This is a genomic window from Vibrio sp. A37 (genome assembly GCF_059777565.1).
Window position 1 is genome coordinate 1 of sequence record NZ_JBLNLI010000029.1, and the last position, 22,959, is coordinate 22,959.

The following is a 22,959-nucleotide window of genomic DNA, read 5'->3' on the forward strand; positions in this document are numbered from 1 at the left end:
TACGTTTCGCAATCCGCGAAGGTGGCCGTACTGTAGGTGCTGGTGTTGTTGCTAAAATCTTTGATTAAGATTTGACTAAACACTAGTAAAAAGGGCATCATTTGATGCCCTTTTTCTGCGCTGAACAAAAATGCACGCTGGATTAGCGTTCAGAATTGTTTTTAAGCAAAGAATTTTACGTTTAAGATGATAGTCTTATGCGTTTAGCGCTTGCAATGTTGCCTAATTCGTAATCTTGTGACGCAAAGGAAGTTATCCCTGCGCATGCGGGGTAGTTGTCGTATATATTAAGACTTATCACAGGTTGGTTTTATGAAAGCAAATAATGCTGAAACTCCTGAGAGCTCAAGCGCAGTAGATACAATCAAATGGATTGTTGTATTCGTTTTGCTTGCTGCCGCAGTTGTAGGAAATTACCTGTATGGTGACATGTCTGTTGCAATTCGCGCTGCAGGCGTGGTTGTCGTTATCGCAGCCGCATTAGGTGTTGCTGCCACAACGGCAAAAGGTAAAGTAGCGATCAGTTTTGCTCGCGAAGCCCGTATGGAAATTCGCAAAGTTGTTTGGCCAACGCGCCAAGAAACGATGCAAACAACATTGATCGTTTTAGCTGTAAGTATTGTAATGGCTCTTGCGCTATGGGGCATTGACGGCATCATGGTTCGTCTTGTTTCTTTAGCAACGGGAGTTTGAGGGTTCTAATTCATGAGTGAAGCTCCAAAAAAACGTTGGTATGTAGTTCAAGCATTTTCTGGCTTTGAAGGTCGTGTGGCTCAATCGCTACGCGAGCATATTAAAATGCACAACATGGAAGAACTATTTGGCGAAGTGCTAGTACCTACTGAAGAAGTAGTGGAAATGCGTGCAGGGCAACGTCGCAAAAGCGAACGTAAGTTTTTCCCTGGCTACGTATTAGTACAAATGATTATGAACGACGAATCATGGCACTTAGTTCGTAGTATTCCTCGTGTAATGGGCTTCATTGGTGGTACCTCTGATCGTCCAGCACCGATTACGGATAAAGAAGCTGACGCTATCTTGAATCGTCTAGAGAAAGCAAGTGAAGCACCTCGTCCTAAAACTATGTTTGAGGCAGGTGAAGTGGTTCGTGTTAACGAAGGCCCATTTGCTGACTTCAACGGCACTGTTGAAGAAGTGGATTACGAAAAGAGCCGCTTAAAGGTTTCTGTTTCTATCTTCGGCCGTGCGACTCCAGTCGAGCTCGAATTTGGTCAGGTTGAGAAACTTGATTAAAAAAACATCTTTTTAGGCTTGTGTAAGGCGCGAAATCTGATTATAATTTCGCGCCTTTTTACAGGTCTTAATGACAAACTGGGGAGCTGATCCGAGCGATTGGCGTTTGAACCCAAAACTTAGGAATAATCATGGCTAAGAAAGTTGAAGCTTATATCAAGCTGCAAGTTGCTGCTGGTATGGCAAACCCAAGTCCACCAGTTGGTCCTGCTCTAGGTCAACACGGTGTGAACATCATGGAATTCTGTAAAGCGTTCAACGCAAAAACAGAATCTATCGAGAAAGGTCTACCAACTCCAGTTGTTATCACTGTATACAACGACCGTTCTTTCACGTTCATCACTAAGACTCCACCTGCATCTATTCTTCTTAAGAAAGCTGCTGGCGTTAAGTCTGGTTCTGGTCGTCCAAACACTGAAAAAGTGGGTACGGTGACTGACGCTCAACTTCAAGAAATCGCAGAAACTAAAGCTGCTGATATGACTGGTGCTGACGTTGAAGCAATGAAGCGTTCTATTGCGGGTACTGCTCGTTCAATGGGCCTAGTGGTAGAGGGTTAATATCATGGCAAAACTAACTAAGCGCATGCGCGTAATCCGCGAAAAAGTTGACGTAACTAAAGAATACGAAATCAACGAAGCTGTTGCTCTTCTTCAAGAACTTGCAACTGCAAAATTCGTTGAGTCTGTAGACGTTGCTGTAAACCTAGGTATCGATGCACGTAAATCTGACCAAAACGTTCGTGGTGCAACTGTACTACCACACGGTACTGGTCGTGAAATCCGCGTTGCAGTATTCACTCAAGGTGCTAACGCTGAAGCAGCTAAAGAAGCTGGTGCAGATATCGTTGGTATGGAAGATCTTGCTGAGCAAGTGAAGAAGGGTGAAATGAACTTCGACGTTGTTGTTGCTTCTCCAGATGCAATGCGCGTTGTAGGTCAACTAGGTACTATCCTTGGTCCACGTGGCCTAATGCCAAACCCTAAAGTTGGTACTGTAACTCCTAACGTTGCTGAAGCAGTTAAGAACGCTAAAGCAGGTCAGGTTCGTTACCGTAACGACAAGAACGGCATCGTTCACACGACTATCGGCAAAGCAAACTTCTCTGCAGAGCAAATCAAAGAGAACTTAGAAACTCTTCTTATCGCTCTTAAGAAAGCTAAGCCATCTTCAGCGAAAGGTACTTTCCTGAAGAAAATCAGCATCTCTACTACAATGGGTGCTGGTGTTAGTGTTGATCAGGCTAGCCTGAACACACAACAAGCATAATATTTGCTTAGGCGTGGAATTAGTGTATAATCCCGCGCCTAATATTTGTGGTTGGGGCTGAATTGAGTTCACTTGAACAATAGGCAGTCTCCGTCCTAGACCGTAGGTGCGAAAGCTTTATTTAAAGTCTTTTGCTTAATCATCCTACGTAGATGGTGCCCGAACTGACAGAAAGATTTATTGATGTGATTTCGTAATTGTATCGTTAACTTTCTTCTGGGAATGCACCTCAATAACTCTCACTGTTGTGATAATAGTGAGTGGTGTAACGACAACCAGGAGTAAATCCAAGATGGCTTTAAATCTTCAAGACAAAAAAGCAATTGTTGCTGAAGTCAACGAAGCAGCCAGTGGTGCACTTTCTGCAGTTGTAGCTGACTCTCGTGGCGTTGAAGTAGGCGCGATGACTTCTCTACGTAAACAAGCTCGTGAAGCGGGTGTTTACGTGAAAGTTGTTCGTAACACTTTGGCACGTCGTGCGGTTCAGGGTACAGACTATGAGTGTCTAGCTGACACTTTCACTGGTCCTACTCTAATCGCGTTCTCTAACGAGCACCCAGGTGCTGCAGCGCGTCTTTTCAAAGACTTCGCTAAAGAGAATAATGACTTCGAGATCAAAGCTGCTGCATTTGAAGGCGCAGTTACTGACGCTGAAGTACTAGCGACTCTACCAACTTACGACGAAGCAATTGCACGCCTAATGATGTGCATGAAAGAAGCTTCAGCTGGCAAGCTGGCACGTACTATCGCTGCTATTCGCGATCAAAAGCAAGAAGCAGCGGCGTAAGCCTTGCTTTTTACTGGTTGCAAAATAAACTTATTGTTGACTTAAAAGAGAATTGTTATGTCTATTACTAACGAGCAAATCCTAGACGCAGTTGCAGAAATGTCTGTAATGCAAGTTGTTGAACTAATTGAAGCAATGGAAGAGAAATTCGGCGTATCTGCTGCTGCTGCTGTTGTAGCTGGCGGTGCTGGTGCAGGCGAAGCTGCGGCTGAGCAAACTGAATTTGACGTAATCCTAACTGCTGCTGGCGGTAACAAAGTACAAGTTATCAAAGCAGTACGTGGTGCTACAGGTCTAGGCCTTAAAGAAGCTAAAGCTCTAGTTGACGGCGCTCCATCACCTCTTAAAGAAGGTATCGAGAAAGCTGAAGCTGAAGCTCTTAAAGCTCAACTAGAAGAGGCTGGTGCTTCTGTTGAAGTTAAATAATTATTATTTAATTTCATAGCCGTAAGGCTAATGGCTGGTGGTTTACTAACCACCGGCCTTTTTGCGCTGTAGGGTATAGGCGAATTTTCCCGCTGTTTAAGCGTCTGTACTCGTGCAAAACACGTTATTTCTCACAAGGAATGTAACGTTACTACAGTAAACAGCTGTTAGTCACTGCCCCATTTTTTAAATGCATTGGGTAGTTTGGGTCACTTATCAGCGAGCTGAGGAACCCCATGGTTTACTCTTATACCGAGAAAAAGCGCATCCGTAAGGACTTTGGTACTCGTCCACAAGTATTGGACATTCCATACCTGCTATCGATACAGCTCGATTCGTTCGACAAATTTATCGAACAGGATCCAGAAGGGCAATACGGCCTTGAAGCCGCGTTCCGTTCTGTCTTTCCGATTCAGAGCTATAATGGCAACTCTGAGCTGCAATACGTTAGCTACCGTCTTGGTGAGCCAGTTTTTGATGTTAAAGAATGTCAAATTCGCGGCGTAACTTATTCGAAACCACTTCGCGTAAAACTGCGCCTAGTGATCTTTGATAAAGACGCGCCAGCAGGTACCGTCAAAGATATTAAAGAACAAGAAGTCTACATGGGTGAAATCCCACTCATGACAGATAATGGTACCTTCGTAATCAATGGTACCGAGAGGGTTATCGTATCCCAGCTGCACCGAAGCCCAGGCGTGTTCTTCGACAGCGATAAGGGTAAGACCCACTCATCAGGTAAAGTTTTATATAACGCGCGTGTTATTCCTTACCGTGGCTCATGGTTAGACTTTGAGTTCGATCCTAAGGACAATCTATACGTACGTATTGACCGTCGTCGTAAATTGCCTGCATCAATCATCTTGCGTGCACTAGGCAAAACTACGGACGAGATCTTGGATCTATTCTTCGAGAAAGTGAATTTCGAAGTGAAAGATCAAACTCTATTAATGGAGTTGGTTCCAGATCGTCTACGTGGTGAAACTGCATCATTCGACATTGAAGCAAACGGTAAGACCTACGTTGAAACTGGCCGCCGCGTGACTGCGCGTCACATTCGTCAACTTGAAAAAGATGGCGTTGAGCATATCGAAGTACCAGTTGAGTACATCGTAGGCAAAGTATCTTCAAAAGATTATGTCAATGAAGCGACAGGCGAATTAATCGTTTCTGCAAACCAAGAACTTAGCCTTGAAATGCTAGCGAACCTATCGCAAGCAGGTCACAAAGCGCTAGAAGTTCTGTTTACTAACGATTTAGACCACGGTCCATTTATTTCAGACACCTTACGTATCGACAGCACGGTTGACCGTATTTCTGCTCTTGTAGAAATCTACCGTATGATGCGTCCAGGTGAGCCGCCAACGAAAGAAGCGGCAGAAGCGCTATTTGAAAGCTTGTTCTTCTCAGAAGATCGCTACGACCTTTCTACTGTTGGTCGTATGAAGTTCAACAGTTCTATTGAACGCGAAGAAGAAACGGCTGATCGCGGAACGCTGGATGAAACTGACATCATCGAAGTGATGAAGAAGTTAATCTCGATCCGTAACGGTGTGGGTGAAGTTGATGATATCGACCACCTTGGTAACCGTCGTATCCGTTCTGTCGGCGAAATGGCTGAAAACCAATTCCGTGTTGGTCTAGTACGTGTTGAACGTGCTGTTAAAGAGCGTTTGAGCCTAGGTGACCTTGATGCAATTATGCCTCAAGACTTAATCAACGCTAAGCCGATTTCAGCTGCAGTGAAAGAGTTCTTTGGCTCTTCTCAGCTTTCTCAGTTCATGGACCAAAACAACCCTCTATCAGAAGTAACGCACAAGCGTCGTATCTCTGCATTGGGTCCAGGCGGTCTAACTCGTGAGCGTGCTGGCTTTGAAGTACGTGACGTTCACGTAACTCACTACGGTCGTCTATGTCCGATCGAAACGCCTGAAGGTCCAAACATCGGTCTTATCAACTCACTATCAGCGTTCGCTCGTTGTAACGAGTTTGGTTTCCTAGAGACTCCATACCGTAAAGTGGTTGATGGCGTTGTTACAGACGAAGTGGATTACCTATCTGCGATTCAAGAAGGTCAATTTGTTATTGCTCAGGCAAACACAGTATTGACTGAAGAAGGTACATTCGCTGATGAGCTAATCACTGCTCGTCAAAAAGGTGAATCTGGTCTTCACCCACGTGAACACGTTGACTATATGGACGTTGCAACCAACCAGGTTGTATCGATCGCTGCGTCGCTTATCCCATTCCTAGAGCACGATGATGCGAACCGTGCATTGATGGGTGCGAACATGCAACGTCAGGCTGTACCAACACTACGCGCTGACAAGCCGCTAGTAGGTACAGGTATCGAGCGTAACATCGCGGTTGACTCTGGTGTTACTGCCGTTGCTAAACGTGGTGGTACTGTTCAGTCTGTAGACGCGTCACGTATCGTTGTTAAAGTTAATGAAGGTGAGTTGATCCCTGGCGAAGCGGGTATCGACATCTACAACCTAACTAAGTACACGCGTTCTAACCAAAATACATGTATCAACCAGCGTCCAACAGTGATGCCAGGTGAAACTGTGGCTCGTGGTGATGTACTAGCTGATGGTCCTTCAACTGACTTGGGTGAACTTGCACTTGGTCAGAACATGCGTATCGCGTTCATGCCTTGGAACGGTTACAACTTTGAGGATTCCATCCTAGTTTCTGAGCGTGTCGTTCAAGAAGATCGTTTCACAACTATTCACATTCAAGAACTGTCTTGTGTGGCTCGTGATACTAAGCTTGGCTCTGAAGAGATCACAGCAGATATTCCAAACGTTGGTGAGTCTGCGCTTTCTAAGTTAGATGAGTCAGGTATCGTTTACATCGGTGCAGAAGTGAAGGGTGGTGACATCCTAGTTGGTAAGGTAACGCCTAAAGGTGAAACTCAGCTAACTCCTGAAGAAAAACTTCTACGTGCAATCTTCGGTGAAAAAGCATCTGATGTTAAAGATACGTCGCTACGTGTACCAAACTCTGTTTCTGGTACTATCATCGACGTTCAAGTCTTTACTCGCGATGGCGTTGAAAAAGACAAGCGTGCTCTAGAAATTGAGCAGATGCAGCTTAAAGAAGCGAAGAAAGACTTAACTGAAGAGTTCCAAATCCTTGAAGGTGGTTTGCTTGCTCGTGTTAAAGCAGTACTTCTTTCTGGTGGTTTCAGCGAAGGTCAGCTTCAGTCTATCGATCGTAAGAAGTGGCTAGAGCAGTCTCTAGAAGACGATGCGCTTCAATCACAGCTTGAGCAACTTGCCGAGCAGTGGGATGAGCTAAAAGCTGACTTCGATAAGAAATTCGAAACTAAGCGTCGTAAGATCACTCAAGGTGATGACTTAGCTCCGGGCGTACTGAAGATCGTTAAAGTTTACCTAGCGGTTAAACGTCGTATCCAGCCTGGTGATAAGATGGCGGGTCGTCACGGTAACAAAGGTGTAATCTCTAAGATTAACCCTGTTGAAGACATGCCTTACGATGAAAATGGCCAGCCAGTTGATATCGTGTTGAACCCACTGGGTGTACCTTCACGTATGAACATCGGTCAGATCCTAGAAGTTCACTTAGGTCTGGCTGCGAAAGGCATAGGTGACAAGATCAACCAAATGGTTAAGGAACAGCAAGAGCTTGCTAAGTTCCGTGAGTTCCTACAAAAAGTTTATGACTTGGGTAACACTCGCCAAACTGTTGATATTGCTTCACTGACTGACGAAGAAGTTCGTACTCTTGTGAAGAACCTACGTGGCGGTCTACCGATTGCAACGCCTGTCTTTGACGGTGCGTCTGAGAAATCAATTAAAGATCTTTTGACGCTTGCAGACTTGCCAGCATCTGGTCAGTTAACACTGTTTGATGGCCGTACAGGTGATGCGTTTGAGCGTCCTGTAACTGTCGGTTACATGTACATGCTGAAACTGAACCACCTAGTTGACGACAAGATGCACGCTCGTTCAACTGGTTCGTACAGTCTGGTTACTCAGCAGCCACTTGGTGGTAAAGCTCAGTTCGGTGGTCAGCGTTTCGGTGAGATGGAAGTATGGGCACTAGAAGCATACGGTGCTGCATATACGCTACAAGAAATGCTCACTGTTAAGTCAGATGACGTTAACGGCCGTACGAAGATGTATAAGAACATCGTCGACGGAAACCACAGTATGGAACCTGGTATGCCTGAATCGTTCAACGTATTGTTGAAAGAGATCCGCTCACTAGGTATCAATATTGAGCTAGAAGACGAAGAATAATCCTTTCTTTCTTAATTGAGAAAAGTGATTATCTGGTAGAAAGGCGCTCGCCGAGCGTCTTTTAACTCCTTACAGGAGCTGAATGTGAAAGACTTATTAAACTTTCTAAAAGCACAGCACAAGACCGAAGAATTTGATGCAATCAAAATCGGTCTTTCTTCACCTGACATGATTCGTTCATGGTCATTCGGTGAAGTGAAAAAACCTGAAACGATCAACTATCGTACGTTCAAGCCAGAGCGCGATGGTCTGTTCTGTGCGCGTATTTTCGGTCCAGTAAAAGACTACGAATGTCTTTGCGGAAAATATAAGCGTCTGAAACACCGTGGTGTTATCTGTGAGAAGTGTGGCGTTGAAGTTACACAAACTAAAGTTCGTCGTGACCGCATGGGCCACATCGAGCTAGCTTCTCCAGTAGCTCATATCTGGTTCCTAAAATCGCTACCGTCTCGTATCGGTCTATTAATGGATATCCCATTGCGTGATATCGAACGCGTACTTTACTTTGAAATGTACGTGGTGACTGAGCCAGGCATGACAGATCTAGAAAAAGGTCAGATGCTGACTGAAGAAGAGTATCTAGATCGTCTGGAAGAGTGGGGTGATGAATTCACTGCTAAGATGGGTGCGGAAGCAATCAAAGATTTGCTTTCAACAATGGACCTAAATCAAGAAGCAGAAGAAATGCGCGAAGAGCTAGAGTCTACAAGCTCTGAAACTAAGCGTAAGAAAATCACTAAGCGTCTGAAGCTAGTAGAAGCGTTTATTCAATCTGGTAACAACCCAGAGTGGATGATCCTAACAGTTCTACCTGTTCTGCCGCCAGATCTACGTCCATTGGTACCACTAGATGGTGGCCGTTTTGCGACGTCTGATCTTAACGACCTATACCGTCGTGTAATCAACCGTAACAATCGTTTGAAGCGTCTTCTAGAGCTAGCAGCTCCGGACATCATCGTACGTAACGAAAAACGTATGTTGCAAGAGTCTGTTGATGCGCTACTAGATAACGGTCGTCGTGGTCGTGCTATCACTGGTTCTAACAAGCGTCCTCTTAAATCTCTTGCTGATATGATCAAGGGTAAACAAGGTCGTTTCCGTCAGAACCTTCTTGGTAAGCGTGTTGACTACTCAGGTCGTTCTGTAATCACAGTAGGTCCATACTTGCGCCTACATCAGTGTGGTCTTCCTAAGAAGATGGCACTTGAGCTATTCAAACCATTTATCTACAGCAAGCTAGAAACTCGTGGCATGGCGACGACAATCAAAGCTGCGAAGAAAATGGTAGAGCGCGAAGAAGCGATCGTTTGGGATATCCTAGACGAAGTAATCCGCGAACACCCAGTACTATTGAACCGAGCACCAACACTTCACCGTCTTGGTATCCAGGCGTTCGAACCAGTGCTAATCGAAGGTAAAGCGATCCAGCTACACCCACTTGTGTGTGCGGCGTATAACGCGGACTTCGATGGTGACCAAATGGCGGTACACGTGCCTCTAACTCTAGAAGCACAGCTTGAAGCTCGTACACTGATGATGTCGACAAACAACATTCTGTCGCCAGCGTCAGGTGACCCTATCATCGTACCTTCTCAGGACGTTGTATTGGGTCTGTACTACATGACTCGTGACAAGATCAACGTTAAAGGTGAAGGCATGTACCTTTCTGGCCCTGAAGAGGCAGAAAAGGCATACCGCACTAAGAGCGCTGAACTACACGCACGAGTAAAAGTACGTATTACTGAAACAGTTAAAGACGAAGATGGTATCAGCGTGACTGAAACCAAACTTGTCGATACGACTATTGGCCGTGCCATGCTATGGCAAATCGTACCATCGGGTCTTCCATTTGCTCTTGTAAACCAAAAACTTGGTAAGAAGCAAATCTCTACCCTGTTGAACGAGGCATACCGTAAACTTGGCCTGAAAGATACCGTTATCTTCGCTGACCAAATCATGTATACCGGTTTCGCTTACGCGGCACTTTCTGGTGTATCTGTTGGTATCGACGATATGGTTGTACCAGCGGCGAAATACACTGAGATTTCAGAAGCTGAAGAAGAAGTTCGCGAAATTCAAGAGCAGTTCCAATCTGGTCTTGTAACTGCGGGCGAGCGCTACAACAAAGTGATCGATATTTGGGCTTCGACCAACGATCGCGTAGCGAAAGCGATGATGGACAACCTATCTTCTGAAACGGTTGTTAACCGTGACGGTGAAGATGAGCAACAAGAGTCGTTCAACAGCATCTACATGATGGCTGACTCGGGCGCGCGTGGTTCTGCTGCACAGATTCGTCAGCTAGCGGGTATGCGTGGTCTGATGGCCCGTCCAGATGGTTCAATCATCGAAACGCCTATCACAGCGAACTTTAAAGAAGGTCTAAACGTACTTCAGTACTTTATCTCAACCCACGGTGCTCGTAAGGGTCTAGCCGATACGGCACTTAAGACTGCGAACTCCGGTTACTTGACTCGTCGTCTAGTTGACGTTGCGCAAGACGTTGTAGTTACTGAGCACGATTGTGGCACTCACGAAGGTGTCGACATGATGCCTCACATCGAAGGTGGTGACGTTAAAGTTCCACTAACTGAGCTTGCTCTAGGTCGTGTTGTTGCTGAAGACGTACTGAAACCAGGTACAGACGAAGTTCTGATCCCACGTAATACTCTAATTGATGAGAAGTGGTGTCAGATTATGGAAGAGAACTCAGTAGACAGCATGAAGGTACGTTCTGTTGTTACTTGTGACTCTGACTTCGGTTGTTGTGCTCAGTGTTACGGTCGTGACCTAGCTCGTGGTCACCTAGTAAACCAAGGTGAGGCAGTAGGTGTTATCGCTGCTCAATCTATCGGTGAACCGGGTACACAGCTAACGATGCGTACGTTCCACATCGGTGGTGCGGCATCTACTGCTGCGGCAGAGAACAGCATCCAAGCTAAGACAACTGGTACAGTGAAACTTCACAATGCTAAGTTTGTTATCAACAAAGATAAGAAACTGGTTATCACATCTCGTGCTTCTGAGATGACGATTATTGATGAGTTTGGCCGTACTAAAGAGAAACACAAACTTCCATACGGTTCTATCCTAAGCAAAGCTGACAACGAAACAGTTGAAGCTGGCGAAACGGTAGCGAACTGGGAAGCGCACACCATGCCAATCATCACTGAAGTGGCAGGTCGCATCCAGTTTGTAGACATGATTGATGGTGTAACAGTTTCTCGTCAAACAGATGATCTAACTGGTCTATCTTCAAGTGAAGTAACAGAAGCAGCCGCTCGTCCAGCAGCAGGTAAAGATATGCGTCCAGCTATCAAACTTGTTGATGCACAAGGTAAAGACGTGATGATTCCTGGTACTGATATGCCAGCACATTACTTCCTACCAGGCAAAGCGATTGTTAACATCGAAGATGGCGCTGAAGTTGGTATTGGTGACACGCTTGCACGTATCCCTCAGAAATCTGGCGGAAACAAAGATATCACCGGTGGTCTACCTCGCGTTGCTGACCTATTTGAAGCTCGTAAACCTAAAGAGCCTGCAATTCTTGCTGAGCACACAGGTACGGTTTCATTTGGTAAAGAGACTAAAGGTAAGCGTCGCCTAGTCATCACTCGTGAGGGTGGAGATACTTATGAGGAAATGATTCCTAAGCATCGCCAGCTAAACGTGTTTGAAGGTGAGAAGATCGAACGTGGTGATGTAATCGCTGACGGCCCAGAGACTCCACATGACATCCTACGTCTACGTGGTATCCACGCTGTGACCCAGTACATTGCAAACGAAGTGCAAGAAGTTTACCGCCTACAGGGTGTAAAAATTAACGACAAGCACATCGAAACGATTGTTCGTCAAATGCTTCGTAAGTGTACGATTACATTTGCTGGTGACTCAGAGTTCCTACCTGGTGAGCAGGTTGAATACTCTCAAGTTAAGATCGCAAACCGCACACTTGAGGCTGAAGGCAAAGAGCCAGCTCGCTTCGAACGTGAGATTTTAGGTATTACTAAAGCGTCTCTTGCAACGGAATCGTTCATCTCAGCAGCGTCGTTCCAAGAAACTACTCGCGTACTAACAGAGGCTGCAGTTTCTGGTAAGCGTGATGATCTACGTGGCTTGAAAGAGAACGTAATTGTTGGTCGTTTGATTCCAGCAGGTACTGGTTTCGCGTATCACCAAGATCGTCAAACTAAGCGTGAAGAGCCACAAGGTCCTTCAGCTGAGCAAGCTACTGATAACTTGGCTGCATTGCTAAACGCTGGTTTCTCTTCTGGAGAATAAGCGATATTGTTAATGTACGAAAGGCACCCTAGGGTGCCTTTTCTTTTGCTCGCTATTAATCAATAAGAGACTTAATCCAGTCTGTTGACTATGCACCTGGCGGGACTGCGAGGCTATCAGCAATCAATTTTATCAGTTCGTCTTCTACTTCAAAACGTACCTCAATAATTTCACCAACCAGAGACAAATCGCCATCAAATGACTCCAATGCGTCTTCTTGCGTAACGGATGCGTATTTATCGGTAAAGTTAAGCAGAGGCTCAGTAGTGAGCACTATCTTCCCGTAGGCTTGATTTATTTCATCAGTCGCTTCAAAGCCAGTTGCTTTCCACTTATCCATGACCATGTCATAGATTTTAAAGTGGCCTTCAGAGATATAGTCGACGAGGTGTTGGCAAAATGATTGAAGGGATTCGGGAGTGGGAAGTGTCGATACAGTAGGTTGGGCGGAACAGGGCTGCCCGGAGGCCAGTTGGCAGTATTTTACGATGACTAATTGCCGCGTTTCCAGCCAGTGGTCAATAACTTCGCTGGAGCCACCCCACTGTTCTTGTGTTTGTTTAAATTTGTTTAGCATGGCCTTGCCCTCTTGATCGGAGCATCATTCCTGTGTCCGTTAGTCCTTGAATTATAGGAATTTAATAATGTACAAATTCTTGTCCTTACTAAAGTTTATAGCTCGAAATGTGACTCGATACAAACTCTGGTAAGAAATTAGATTGCCAGTAAAATGATAAAACTTCAAGCAGGGGAGAATGCGTATGTTAAAAAAATATGACGCTAAGCGAGAAGCTTATTGGTGCGTTGTATCAGGGACGGATATCTGGCTAGTTGACGGCTTAGTGCCTATCGGGACTGCATTCGAGCTAGGGCTACCGATAGCCAACGCAGTGTTCATTGGTCAGTATAAGAATAAGCCTTTTTTCTGGCTGAGTGATTCAGATTGTGAACAAGATTTCGAGTACTGCTCTTTACGTCATTGTTTGCATTTCGAACAAGAGCTTTTTCTATTGCTTAGTAAATCTGTTCAACTGAACTATATGGCACAGACCATGCGATTCTGCTCTCAATGTGGAGGACGTAATAGCTTTAACTTTAATCATATGGCTATGCAATGTGGAGATTGTCGGACTCTGCATTATCCGAGAATATTTCCATGTGTAATAGTTGCAGTTAGAAAAGAACAGCAAATTCTACTCGCGCAGCACGCTCGTCATCGTGACGGGATGTATACCGTTATCGCTGGCTTTTTGGAAGTCGGTGAAACTTTAGAGCAATGTGTGGCTAGAGAAGTGAAAGAAGAAACGGGCTTAACGGTGAGTAATATTCGCTATTTCGGTAGCCAGCCATGGGCGTTTCCATCTAGTATGATGGTGGCATTTTTTGCGGATTATAACTCGGGAGAAATAACCCCAGATCACTCTGAGCTAAATCGTGCTGATTGGTTTAATATTGGTGATCTTCCAACTCTTGCTCCCAAAGGGACTATCGCTAGGGAGATGATAGATGAGATGGCAGAAGACATTAAAGTTAGCAACTTAAAAGAAAAAAACCCTCCTAGAGGAGGGGGTAAGTAAGATGTCGTTATGAGATGCTGAGTATTAAATACTCAGATTTATTATTTTAGTTTTCGCTAGCAGCGCAATTTTTAACACCGTTGTTCGGCTTAAGCAATTTATGTCGATATTTTATACTTCATAACATGATCTAGGTAGCAAAGGCTGCCTATTAAGCCATAAATTCGATGATAAAATGGCGCACAAAGTTATTTAAGGATATTGGAAAAGAAGGCAATGACAAATTTGAAAAATGATCGTTATTTGAGAGCTCTACTCAAGCAGCCAGTAGATTGCACGCCTGTTTGGATGATGCGACAAGCGGGCCGTTATTTGCCAGAGTACAGAGAGACTCGAGCGCAAGCTGGTGACTTTATGTCGTTGTGTAAAAATGCGGAGCTAGCTTCAGAGGTGACCTTACAGCCGTTAAAGCGGTTTCCTCTAGATGCTGCAATACTCTTTTCAGATATCCTAACAATCCCTGACGCAATGGGGCTTGGCTTATTTTTTGAAACAGGTGAAGGGCCTAAATTCCGTAATCCGATTACTTGTAAGGCGGATGTAGATAAAATAGGTATTCCAGACCCAGAAGGGGAATTGCAATATGTCATGAATGCCGTTCGTCTGATCCGCAAAGACCTACAAGGTGAAGTACCTTTGATTGGTTTCTCCGGCAGTCCCTGGACTTTAGCGACTTATATGGTGGAAGGCGGTAGCTCGAAAGCGTTTACAAAGATTAAGAAAATGATGTACGCAGAGCCGGCGACTCTCCATTCACTTTTGGATAAGCTAGCTGACAGTGTAATCGAATACCTTAACGCGCAGATTAAAGCTGGTGCACAGTCTGTAATGGTGTTCGATACTTGGGGTGGAGTACTGACACCTAGAGATTACCAAGAGTTTTCTCTGCAATACATGCATAAGATAGTTGAAGGTCTCATTAGGCATAACGATGGTAGGCAAGTTCCAGTCACTTTATTTACTAAAAATGGTGGCATGTGGCTAGAAAAAATTGCAGCGACTGGTTGTGATGCTGTTGGTCTAGATTGGACTATTAATATATCTGATGCAAAAAAACGTATCGGCGACAAAGTTGCATTACAGGGAAATATGGATCCATCCATTCTATACGCTCCGAAACAAAGAATCAGAGAAGAGGTAGCACGTATTCTAGAAGGGTTTGGTGAAGGAAATACTGGACACGTATTCAATTTGGGACATGGAATACACCTTGATGTACCGCCAGAAAACGCGGGAGTCTTCGTTGATGCGGTTCACGAATTATCAAGGTCTTAACGTAATTAGTTGATCTAGTGCCGAAAGTATAAAACTGTTACATAACAGCTTAAGTGTGGACTGTACATGAATTAATATTATTAATAATATTAATTAAGATAATTGTCCAGGGAAAGGGAATGATCATTTCATGAAAACCAGAGATAAGATTGTACATGCCGCACTTGAGTTGTTTAATGAACATGGTGAGCGCACGATTACGACAAATCACATTGCTGCTCACATTGATATTAGCCCAGGAAACCTTTACTACCATTTTCGAAATAAGCAAGAAATTATACGCGAGATATTTAAGCAGTACTCAACAGAGCTACTTGAGCGATTTGTACCATTTGAAGGAAATACAGAGGGCTTAGCCCTGCTAAAGCATTATCTTAGCTCAATATTCTCGTTGATGTGGAAGTATCGTTTTTTCTATTCCAATCTACCGGAAATCTTGCAACGGGATAGCCAACTTCATAGTGACTATATTCAAGTTCAAGAAAGGCTTCAGCTGAATTTAGTCAATATTATTCAAGTTTTTATTGATATGCAGTTTCTATCCATTCAAAAAAAAGATATTGAAGCGTTTGTCACTACGTTGCACATGATCGTTTGCGGCTGGCTAAGCTACCAAACGGCGATGTCTCCTCGAATTAAAGTCACCGAGCATGTCATTCACCAAGGTATGCTTCACATGATTTGTATGGTAAAACCTAGAGCCACGGAGCTTGGACACAAGCAACTGGATCTTCTTGAAGAAGGCGTGATCGCTATGTATGAAGTGAATCACTCGTCACCAGAAAAGATTATTTCATTGTAACTGTGGTATGTGCGAGTTGAGTCACTACCTCGACAGCCAGGCAAGTGGGTTTTGCGTTTTACTGTTTTTGCGAATTTCAAAATAGAGTGAAGGCTGCGCTTGCCCACCTGTATCCCCTGCTAGTGCAATCGTTTCTCCGGTAGTGACTTTATCGCCCTCTTTTTTTAGCAGAGTTTGGTTAAATCCATACAAGGTCATGTAACCTTTGCCATGGTCGATGAGTACCACCAGACCGTAACCACGCAGATAATCGGAAAAAACGATGGTTCCTGCACTAACTGCCTTAACAGGCTCACCATATTTGGCGCTGATTACGATGCCCTTCCACCTTGACAGTCCTGCTTGAGACGCGCCATAGCGATGTAATATACGACCTTTCAATGGCCAAGGTAATTTGCCTTTTTTGGCTGCGAGGCCATTCATCGAAATAGTTGCTCTTCGCTCTGCTTTGGCAATCTCAGCTTTTAAGCGAGTCTCATTTCGTTGTAGCTCGGATAAATATACCTTGTCACTAGAAATATCTTTCTTTATTTTTCTAAGCGTTCCCTGACGCTGAGATTGTGCTGCTTTTAGTTTGGCAAGTTTGTCGGTCTGGCGTTTAAGTAGCTGCGCTATATTGTTTTTTTCGAGCTTAAGCTGATCTTGGCTGTTTTCTAGGGCTTGCTTGGTGTTTTCCAAATCAGTGATGGTTTGAGCTCTCTGCTTTGCGAGAAACTGAAAGTATTGGCTCATTCGATCTGCTTCGGCATAATTATTAAATACAGATGATGCGGCGTCTGCTCGGTCAGTAATATAGTAGGTTTGGATAAGCTCTTTTAGCTTCTCACTCTGCTCAGATTTCTGTTTTTCTAACTGCTGAATTTTCCCTTCTAGTTGACGGAGCTTGGCATTAGATTTGGCTAGGGAGGCTTTAGTTCCTCGGATCTCTTGCTCTAACTTACTGATTTGTAATTCTTGTTGTTTCAGTGATTTTTGTAGTGTATTGAGCTTTTTCTTTTGGGAGTCAAGGGAGTGCCTTTGACGGGATATCTCACTTTTAACAGAGCTCAGTTCTTTATGAGATTCAGCATGTACGGGAAGGGTGAATGATGAAAATGCAATTGCAACGACAAAGAGTAAGCGGGAGAAGCTTAAACATGCAATTCGCGAATTGAAGAGTTTCATCATTAGTTAGGAGATCCGTTTTCTTATAATTTGTCGCTCAGTATAACTAAAGAAAATAGTGATAAGAAATAACAATGTAAAAAGTTAAATGCTGGAAAGTATAGTTGTATCTAAAAGTGGGTAAGTTTGAAAAGCTTTAGCTAAAGAAACGCCTTCCAATAACAATATTGGAAGGCGTTTGCTTTGCACATTATGCTGAATGAAATACTAGTGTTACTTAATCAGTACGTTGCCAGTCATTTCACTTGGAATTTCAATCCCCGCTAGATCAAGCATGGTAGGTGCTAAATCAGATAGCTTACCGTCTTGTTTGAATTCAAACTTCTTGTCACCTACATAAATAAGAGGAACAGGAAGGTTAGTGTGAGCAGTATGAGTGCCACCTGTTTTAGGGTCAACCATCATCTCAGCGTTACCGTGGTCAGCCGTGATTAGCATTTGACCATCTACCTCATTAATCGCTTGGACGACTTTACCGATACACGCATCCAACGCTTCGATTGCTTGCTCAGCAGCGTTGTAAACGCCAGTATGGCCAACCATGTCTGCATTTGGATAGTTACAGATAATGGTGTCGTACTTGCCAGACTTAATTGCTGCAACCAACTTTTCGGTTAGCTCAGTAGAGCTCATTTCAGGTTTTAGGTCATATGTGGCAACTTTAGGTGAAGCAACAAGTTGACGCTCTTCACCGTCAAATTCGTTCTCAACACCACCGTTAAAGAAGAAGGTGACGTGCGCGTATTTTTCTGTTTCAGAAATACGTAGTTGAGACTTACCTTGCTTAGATAACCATTCACCATAAGTGTTGGTTAAAGACTCTGCTGGGAAAGCAACAGATAGTGGAATGTCTGCCGCATACTGAGTCAACATAACAAAGTTAACTTCAGGGAAAACTGCACGCTCGAAACCGTCGAATGCAGGCACAAAAGAACGAGTGATTTGGCGAGCTCGGTCAGCACGGTAGTTCATAAAGATAACGGCATCACCATCTTTGATGCTTGCATCAGATTGGCCTTCCGCTTTGATTGCTGTTGCTTTTACAAACTCGTCATTTTCATCACGGGAGTAAGCCGCTTCAAGACCCGCTACCGCAGAACCAAATGTGTACTCTGCTTTTGCTTGAGTAAGAAGATCGTAAGCTACTTGTACACGATCCCAGTTATTGTCACGATCCATTGCATAATAACGACCAACTAAAGATGCGATGCGACCTTTGCCAAGTTTCTCAAATAGCGCGTCAAAACGTTTTAGAGAGTTTTCCGCACTGCGTGGTGGTGTATCGCGACCATCTAGGAAGCAGTGTAAGTAGATTTCTTTAGCACCGCGTTCAGCTGCCATTTCAACGGCTGCATAGATGTGATCTTCGTGAGAGTGAACGCCACCTGGAGACATTAGGCCCATTAGGTGAACAGCTTTGCCAGCACTAATTGCGCTGTCCATTGCTTTTACGAGAGCAGGGTTATCAAAAAATTCTTTATCAGCAATAGACTTAGTAATACGAGTTAGGTCTTGGTATACGATTCTACCTGCGCCAATGTTAGTGTGGCCAACTTCAGAGTTACCCATTTGGCCATCAGGAAGACCTACATCCATGCCAGATGCTGAAATTAGAGTATTTGGGTAAGTTGCAACCAGCTCATCCATTGTTGGTGTTTTCGCGTTATTGATTGCGTTGCTGGAATTGTCTTCACGGTGACCCCAACCGTCAAGAATCACTAGAGCTAATGGCTTCTTAGCTGACATAGATATTACCTCGTCAAAAAATTCAAAGGAACTTGGAAAAACAAATTAGCGTAATTTTACTACAGTTTAAAGCGATAACTGTAGGTAAAGATCAATGAATTTCCGAATTAATGGCTAAATAACGGATTTCGCCTAGAAGTTTGTAACTAAATTAGCTCTCAAGTAACGATAATGCCGGTCCCAACAACAGCGAAGACCGCCCCTATCCATGCATATACATTGGGTCGTTGTTTAGTATAAATCCATAGTAGCGGTAACAACATAATTGGTGTGGTAGAAGATAAAAGCGCGACTAAACCAACATCTACATCTTTAAGCGCATAAAGGATCAAGGTCATTCCAAGAGCCATGGCTAAAATGCCATTTAAAGCGGTGACCAGAAATATTTTCAGATTCATTGACTGAGTGGCTCTTGCAACTTTAGCGCCTGACATTCTAAACAGAAGGTGCGCAGAGAAGCCTGCGATCATCCTAATGGCTGATGCTGCAATAGGATCGACATGTGTCAACATGACGGGTTTCGCGATAACCCCTCCTAGTGATTGGCATAGCGCAGAAGTTAGTCCGAGGGTAATACCAATCCAAATATTTCCTTTCAGCATCTCTAATTGATTGTTGTTTTGATTTTTTCGGCCAAAGAAGATAGCGCAGACAACGCCACTAAACACCAACGTGAAACCGATAAATTGCAATAGGTTAAGTTGTTCACTAAAAAGAAAATAAGCCAAAATGGTGGAAAATACAGAGTGGCAGGCAAACAGCAAGCCGGATTTTCTAGGGCCCATCATGTTTAGACAGGCAAAAAGGGTACTGTCGCCAATAAATATACCCACTAGTCCAGAGAGTATCATTGGAAATAACATGCTGGTATGGACGGTAGGCCACCCACCGGAGTACCAAGCAAAAACGGACAAAATAATTGCGGTCAGGCCAATTCGCCATCGGCCATAAGAAAAGGTGCCTAGGTGCTGAGCAGGCTGGACGGAGAGTAATCCTGCGATTGCCCAAAGCAGGGCAGCTGCTAAGGCGAGCCATTCAAAGCTCATAATATGTTCACTTAATCAAAGGAATTGTAGAATGAAAAACGGAGCTTATAGTATAAGCTCCGTAAATATAACAAGAATGGCTATGGATTGTTAGGTAGTTATTTAGTTTCTGAATTTATATGGGCATAAGCGCTACCCATTTTAGTAGTGGCTTGATTTCGCATTGTTTCGTCGAAAGATATGGCATCTTTAGCAAACAGATTGATCACGGTTGAACCAAGCTTGAATCTTCCCATCTCTTCACCTTTCTTAAGAGCCACAGAGTTGTGCCCTTCACTAGGGTATTCCCAGCGATAGACGGTATTTCCTCTCGGAGGGGTGACGGTGCCAGCCCAAACAAGCTCAATACTACCCACGATGGTTGCGCCAACAAGCACTTGAGCCATTGGGCCAAACTCTGTGTCAAAGATGCAGACCACTCTTTCATTGCGAGCGAATAGGTTTGGAACATTCTCTGCAGTTAATGGGTTTACCGAGAAGAGATCACCAGGAACATAAATCATTTGGCGTAGGGTGCCATCACATGGCATGTGAACACGATGGTAGTCGCGTGGTGATAAATATAGTGTGGCGAAACTGCCATCATCAAATTCTTCTGCAAGCTTGCTATCGCCACCTAGTAGCTCTTGGGCGCTAAAATAGTGTCCTTTTGCTTGTATCAGTTGGCCATCCTCAATGTCACCAAATTGGCTCACACAAGCATCGGCTGGATGAGTAATTACTGAATTCTCTTCTACGATAGGACGAACTCCAGGTTTCAACTCCCGGACAAAAAACTCGTTGAAAGTTTTGAAATAGTTAGGATCGGAGTGCAGTGCTTCGTCCATATTCACGTTGTATTGTTTTATAAAAAGCTTAATCACCGAAGTGGTTAGCTTTCCCGCTTTAGCTGAGGCTAATTTGCCAACTAAGCGTGTTAAACCATGTTGAGGAATCCAATGTTGCAAGGCAACTTTAATCTTATCCATTACGATAATTTCCAATTACTGTGAATATTTTGATGCAAAGGGGCAAATACTATTCAATGTTGCTAACTTTGTCAGCATTTTATACACCTTCAGGTTGAGGTTGGTGTTATAAATCAGCATTTTTTCTGCGCGAAAATTGTCGATTTGCTTTATTTTCGCTCATGCTCTCGATAATACGATGATAGTTTTCAAAGCGACTTTCACTGATTTTGCCTTCTTCTAATGCTTCTCTGATCTGGCAACCTGGGTCGTCGGCATGTTTACAGTCACGGAATTTGCAACCACCGATATAGGGCTGGAATTCGACGAAAGCGTTTGTCACTTCGTCAGGAGTAAGGTGCCATAAACCAAACTCGCGTACTCCCGGAGAGTCAATTAGATCGCCACCTGTTGGGATATGGTACAAACGAGCAGCAGTAGTCGTATGCTGGCCTAAACCTGAGTTCTCAGAAACAGCACCTTCTTCAATATCGAGGCCCGGCATAAGAGCATTCACTAAGCTAGATTTGCCCACACCAGATTGACCGACAAAAATATTAATTCTATTTGATAACTCTTTCTCCAACAGATCGATACCCTCGCCACTTTCTTTACTGACAAACAAAACTTTATAACCAATTTCCTGGTAAATACTTAAGTAATCGTCAAAAAAGTCACGTTGCTCTTGATCTAAGAGATCGATCTTATTGAGGACGATCAGTGGTGATATAGAAAGTGTTTCAGAAGCAATTAAGTAGCGATCGATAATATTGAGCGAGAGCTCCGGCAATACAGAAGCAACAATTACCATCTGTTCGACATTCGCAGCAACTGGCTTTAGGCCATCATAGTAATCAGGTCGAGTGAGCACTGAGCTTCTAGGTTCAACGGCCTCAACAACACCGGAAATTCCTGCCATCTGCTCGACGCCTGGCCTCCAAATGACTTTATCTCCTGACACGAGAGTTTCTATTCCGCGTCTTAAATTGCAGCGATGAATTGTGCCTGACTCCAAGTCCTCGATGTCGGCGTGTTGGCCAAAGCGTGTTATTACTAAGCCAGTTTGGCTTGCTCCGAGCATTGATTCATCCCACTGTACAGTGTCTGATTCTTGCAAGCGTTTCTTCTGGTTGTGACGAACACGTCGAACTTGACCTTTGGTTAGCTTTTTCTTTTTTGCCACAATTTTCTACTTAATGTTTATCTCTTAGTTGTTGATCCACAAAATGAACGATATTTGCCTGATCATGTTTATAGATTCTAAGCTATCTAGGGGATCTTATTTTGGGTATAGTACCCTTTTTATAGGCAAACAAATAGGCACATCATCTATGTCCTTTAGCGATCAGAACTTAATTTGGATCGATCTTGAGATGACAGGTTTAAACCCTGACGTTCATAAAATTCTTGAAATCGCCACTATCGTGACAGATAAGGAGCTAAATATCTTGGCGGAAGGGCCAGTATTAGCCATACATCAGGATGAGAAAGAGCTGGATAAAATGGATGACTGGTGCACGAGAACGCATACAGGAAGTGGCCTTGTTGACCGTGTTCGCGCCAGTCAGGTGTCTGAGCAGTATGCAATACAAGAAACGCTCAAGTTCTTAGAAAAATGGGTGCCAAAAGGAAAATCTCCAATTTGCGGTAATAGCGTTGGTCAGGATCGAAAATTCTTGATTAAACATATGCCAGAGCTAGATAGCTACTTTCATTACCGTGTTGTTGATGTCAGTACCATCAAAGAATTATCTCGTCGTTGGAAGCCGGAAGTACTCGATGGATTTGAAAAGAAGGGTACTCACCTTGCCTTAGATGACATACGAGAGTCGATTGCTGAGTTGAGCTATTACCGTAAGACGATTTTCACTATCTAGATACCCACCAGTTTGTTTTTATTAATTTAATTGTCACCAATCAGTGAATATTTGCGCAAAATAGGGAAGTTTTGCCTGATTTTTAATCATTCGATAAAAAAATCAGTTTTTTTTATCTCAAGGGCTTGCATCAAAACGAAATGCTCTTATAATTCGCAGCCCTAAACGACGTAAACGTTGTTAAGCGACACTAGCTCAGTTGGTAGAGCGCAACCTTGCCAAGGTTGAGGTCACGAG

19 protein-coding genes are annotated in these 22,959 nt (G+C 43.9%); 13 read left to right on the top strand and 6 right to left on the bottom strand.

Annotation, left to right across the window (positions count from 1 at the left end; all coding sequences use genetic code 11):
* The 9 genes from ACM2FC_RS22085 to rpoC all read left to right on the top strand — a co-directional run.
* Positions 1 to 68: EF-Tu C-terminal domain-related protein (locus tag ACM2FC_RS22085; RefSeq protein ID WP_465270803.1), on the top strand; the 68-nt coding region annotated here is incomplete at its 5' end.
* A 244-nt stretch (positions 69 to 312) separates the two neighbouring features.
* Positions 313 to 693 carry a preprotein translocase subunit SecE gene (gene secE / locus ACM2FC_RS22090; RefSeq protein WP_498483212.1) on the top strand — a complete coding sequence of 127 codons (381 nt, stop codon included), beginning with the start codon at positions 313 to 315 and terminating at the stop codon, positions 691 to 693.
* 12 nt (positions 694 to 705) lie between these two features.
* Entirely contained in the window at positions 706 to 1,254 is a 549-nt protein-coding gene (gene nusG, locus ACM2FC_RS22095) for a transcription termination/antitermination protein NusG (protein WP_237363708.1), read from the top strand.
* A 131-nt stretch (positions 1,255 to 1,385) separates the two neighbouring features.
* Complete coding sequence (gene rplK / locus ACM2FC_RS22100; RefSeq protein WP_498483213.1) at positions 1,386 to 1,814, top strand: 50S ribosomal protein L11; 429 nt, start codon at positions 1,386 to 1,388, stop codon at positions 1,812 to 1,814.
* 4 nt (positions 1,815 to 1,818) lie between these two features.
* Positions 1,819 to 2,523 carry a 50S ribosomal protein L1 gene (gene rplA / locus ACM2FC_RS22105; protein ID WP_237363710.1) on the top strand — a complete coding sequence of 235 codons (705 nt, stop codon included), beginning with the start codon at positions 1,819 to 1,821 and terminating at the stop codon, positions 2,521 to 2,523.
* 292 nt (positions 2,524 to 2,815) lie between these two features.
* The gene (gene rplJ / locus ACM2FC_RS22110; protein WP_250614728.1) at positions 2,816 to 3,310 is read left to right on the top strand and encodes a 50S ribosomal protein L10; all 495 of its coding nucleotides are present in this window, start codon (positions 2,816 to 2,818) and stop codon (positions 3,308 to 3,310) included.
* A 57-nt stretch (positions 3,311 to 3,367) separates the two neighbouring features.
* Positions 3,368 to 3,736: a 50S ribosomal protein L7/L12 gene (rplL, locus tag ACM2FC_RS22115; protein WP_237363712.1), complete on the top strand. Its 369-nt coding sequence runs from the start codon at positions 3,368 to 3,370 to the stop codon at positions 3,734 to 3,736.
* A 236-nt stretch (positions 3,737 to 3,972) separates the two neighbouring features.
* The gene (gene rpoB, locus ACM2FC_RS22120; RefSeq protein WP_498483214.1) at positions 3,973 to 8,004 is read left to right on the top strand and encodes a DNA-directed RNA polymerase subunit beta; all 4,032 of its coding nucleotides are present in this window, start codon (positions 3,973 to 3,975) and stop codon (positions 8,002 to 8,004) included.
* An 84-nt stretch (positions 8,005 to 8,088) separates the two neighbouring features.
* Positions 8,089 to 12,288: a DNA-directed RNA polymerase subunit beta' gene (rpoC, locus tag ACM2FC_RS22125; RefSeq protein WP_498483215.1), complete on the top strand. Its 4,200-nt coding sequence runs from the start codon at positions 8,089 to 8,091 to the stop codon at positions 12,286 to 12,288.
* An 88-nt stretch (positions 12,289 to 12,376) separates the two neighbouring features.
* Here rpoC and rsd read toward each other — a convergent pair whose 3' ends face one another.
* The gene (gene rsd / locus ACM2FC_RS22130) at positions 12,377 to 12,865 is read right to left on the bottom strand and encodes a sigma D regulator (RefSeq protein ID WP_498483216.1); all 489 of its coding nucleotides are present in this window, start codon (positions 12,863 to 12,865) and stop codon (positions 12,377 to 12,379) included.
* 184 nt (positions 12,866 to 13,049) lie between these two features.
* Here rsd and nudC point away from each other — a divergent pair, with 184 nt between their 5' ends.
* The 3 genes from nudC to ACM2FC_RS22145 all read left to right on the top strand — a co-directional run bounded on the left by nudC (position 13,050) and on the right by ACM2FC_RS22145 (position 15,942).
* Entirely contained in the window at positions 13,050 to 13,865 is an 816-nt protein-coding gene (nudC, locus tag ACM2FC_RS22135) for an NAD(+) diphosphatase (RefSeq protein ID WP_498483217.1), read from the top strand.
* A gap of 216 nt (positions 13,866 to 14,081) precedes the next feature.
* Positions 14,082 to 15,140 (top strand): uroporphyrinogen decarboxylase, encoded by a 1,059-nt coding sequence (gene hemE / locus ACM2FC_RS22140; protein ID WP_498483218.1) that lies wholly within the window; start codon positions 14,082 to 14,084, stop codon positions 15,138 to 15,140.
* Between the two features lie 130 nt (positions 15,141 to 15,270).
* Positions 15,271 to 15,942 (top strand): TetR/AcrR family transcriptional regulator, encoded by a 672-nt coding sequence (locus ACM2FC_RS22145; RefSeq protein WP_498483219.1) that lies wholly within the window; start codon positions 15,271 to 15,273, stop codon positions 15,940 to 15,942.
* Positions 15,943 to 15,966: 24 nt separating this feature from the next.
* Here the strand turns inward: ACM2FC_RS22145 and ACM2FC_RS22150 are convergent, their stop codons facing one another.
* From ACM2FC_RS22150 to rsgA, 5 genes are all read right to left on the bottom strand, one after another.
* Entirely contained in the window at positions 15,967 to 17,109 is a 1,143-nt protein-coding gene (locus ACM2FC_RS22150) for a murein hydrolase activator EnvC family protein (protein ID WP_498483220.1), read from the bottom strand.
* A gap of 210 nt (positions 17,110 to 17,319) precedes the next feature.
* Positions 17,320 to 18,852 (bottom strand): 2,3-bisphosphoglycerate-independent phosphoglycerate mutase, encoded by a 1,533-nt coding sequence (gene gpmM / locus ACM2FC_RS22155; RefSeq protein WP_498483221.1) that lies wholly within the window; start codon positions 18,850 to 18,852, stop codon positions 17,320 to 17,322.
* A 158-nt stretch (positions 18,853 to 19,010) separates the two neighbouring features.
* Positions 19,011 to 19,898: a DMT family transporter gene (locus ACM2FC_RS22160; protein ID WP_498483222.1), complete on the bottom strand. Its 888-nt coding sequence runs from the start codon at positions 19,896 to 19,898 to the stop codon at positions 19,011 to 19,013.
* A gap of 98 nt (positions 19,899 to 19,996) precedes the next feature.
* A complete protein-coding gene (gene asd, locus ACM2FC_RS22165) occupies positions 19,997 to 20,866 on the bottom strand; it encodes an archaetidylserine decarboxylase (protein WP_498483223.1) in 870 nt (289 codons plus the stop codon).
* 106 nt (positions 20,867 to 20,972) lie between these two features.
* Positions 20,973 to 22,028 carry a small ribosomal subunit biogenesis GTPase RsgA gene (rsgA, locus tag ACM2FC_RS22170; RefSeq protein ID WP_498483224.1) on the bottom strand — a complete coding sequence of 352 codons (1,056 nt, stop codon included), beginning with the start codon at positions 22,026 to 22,028 and terminating at the stop codon, positions 20,973 to 20,975.
* Positions 22,029 to 22,176: 148 nt separating this feature from the next.
* Here rsgA and orn point away from each other — a divergent pair, with 148 nt between their 5' ends.
* Positions 22,177 to 22,722: an oligoribonuclease gene (gene orn / locus ACM2FC_RS22175; protein ID WP_498483225.1), complete on the top strand. Its 546-nt coding sequence runs from the start codon at positions 22,177 to 22,179 to the stop codon at positions 22,720 to 22,722.
* Positions 22,723 to 22,959: the final 237 nt, after the last annotated feature.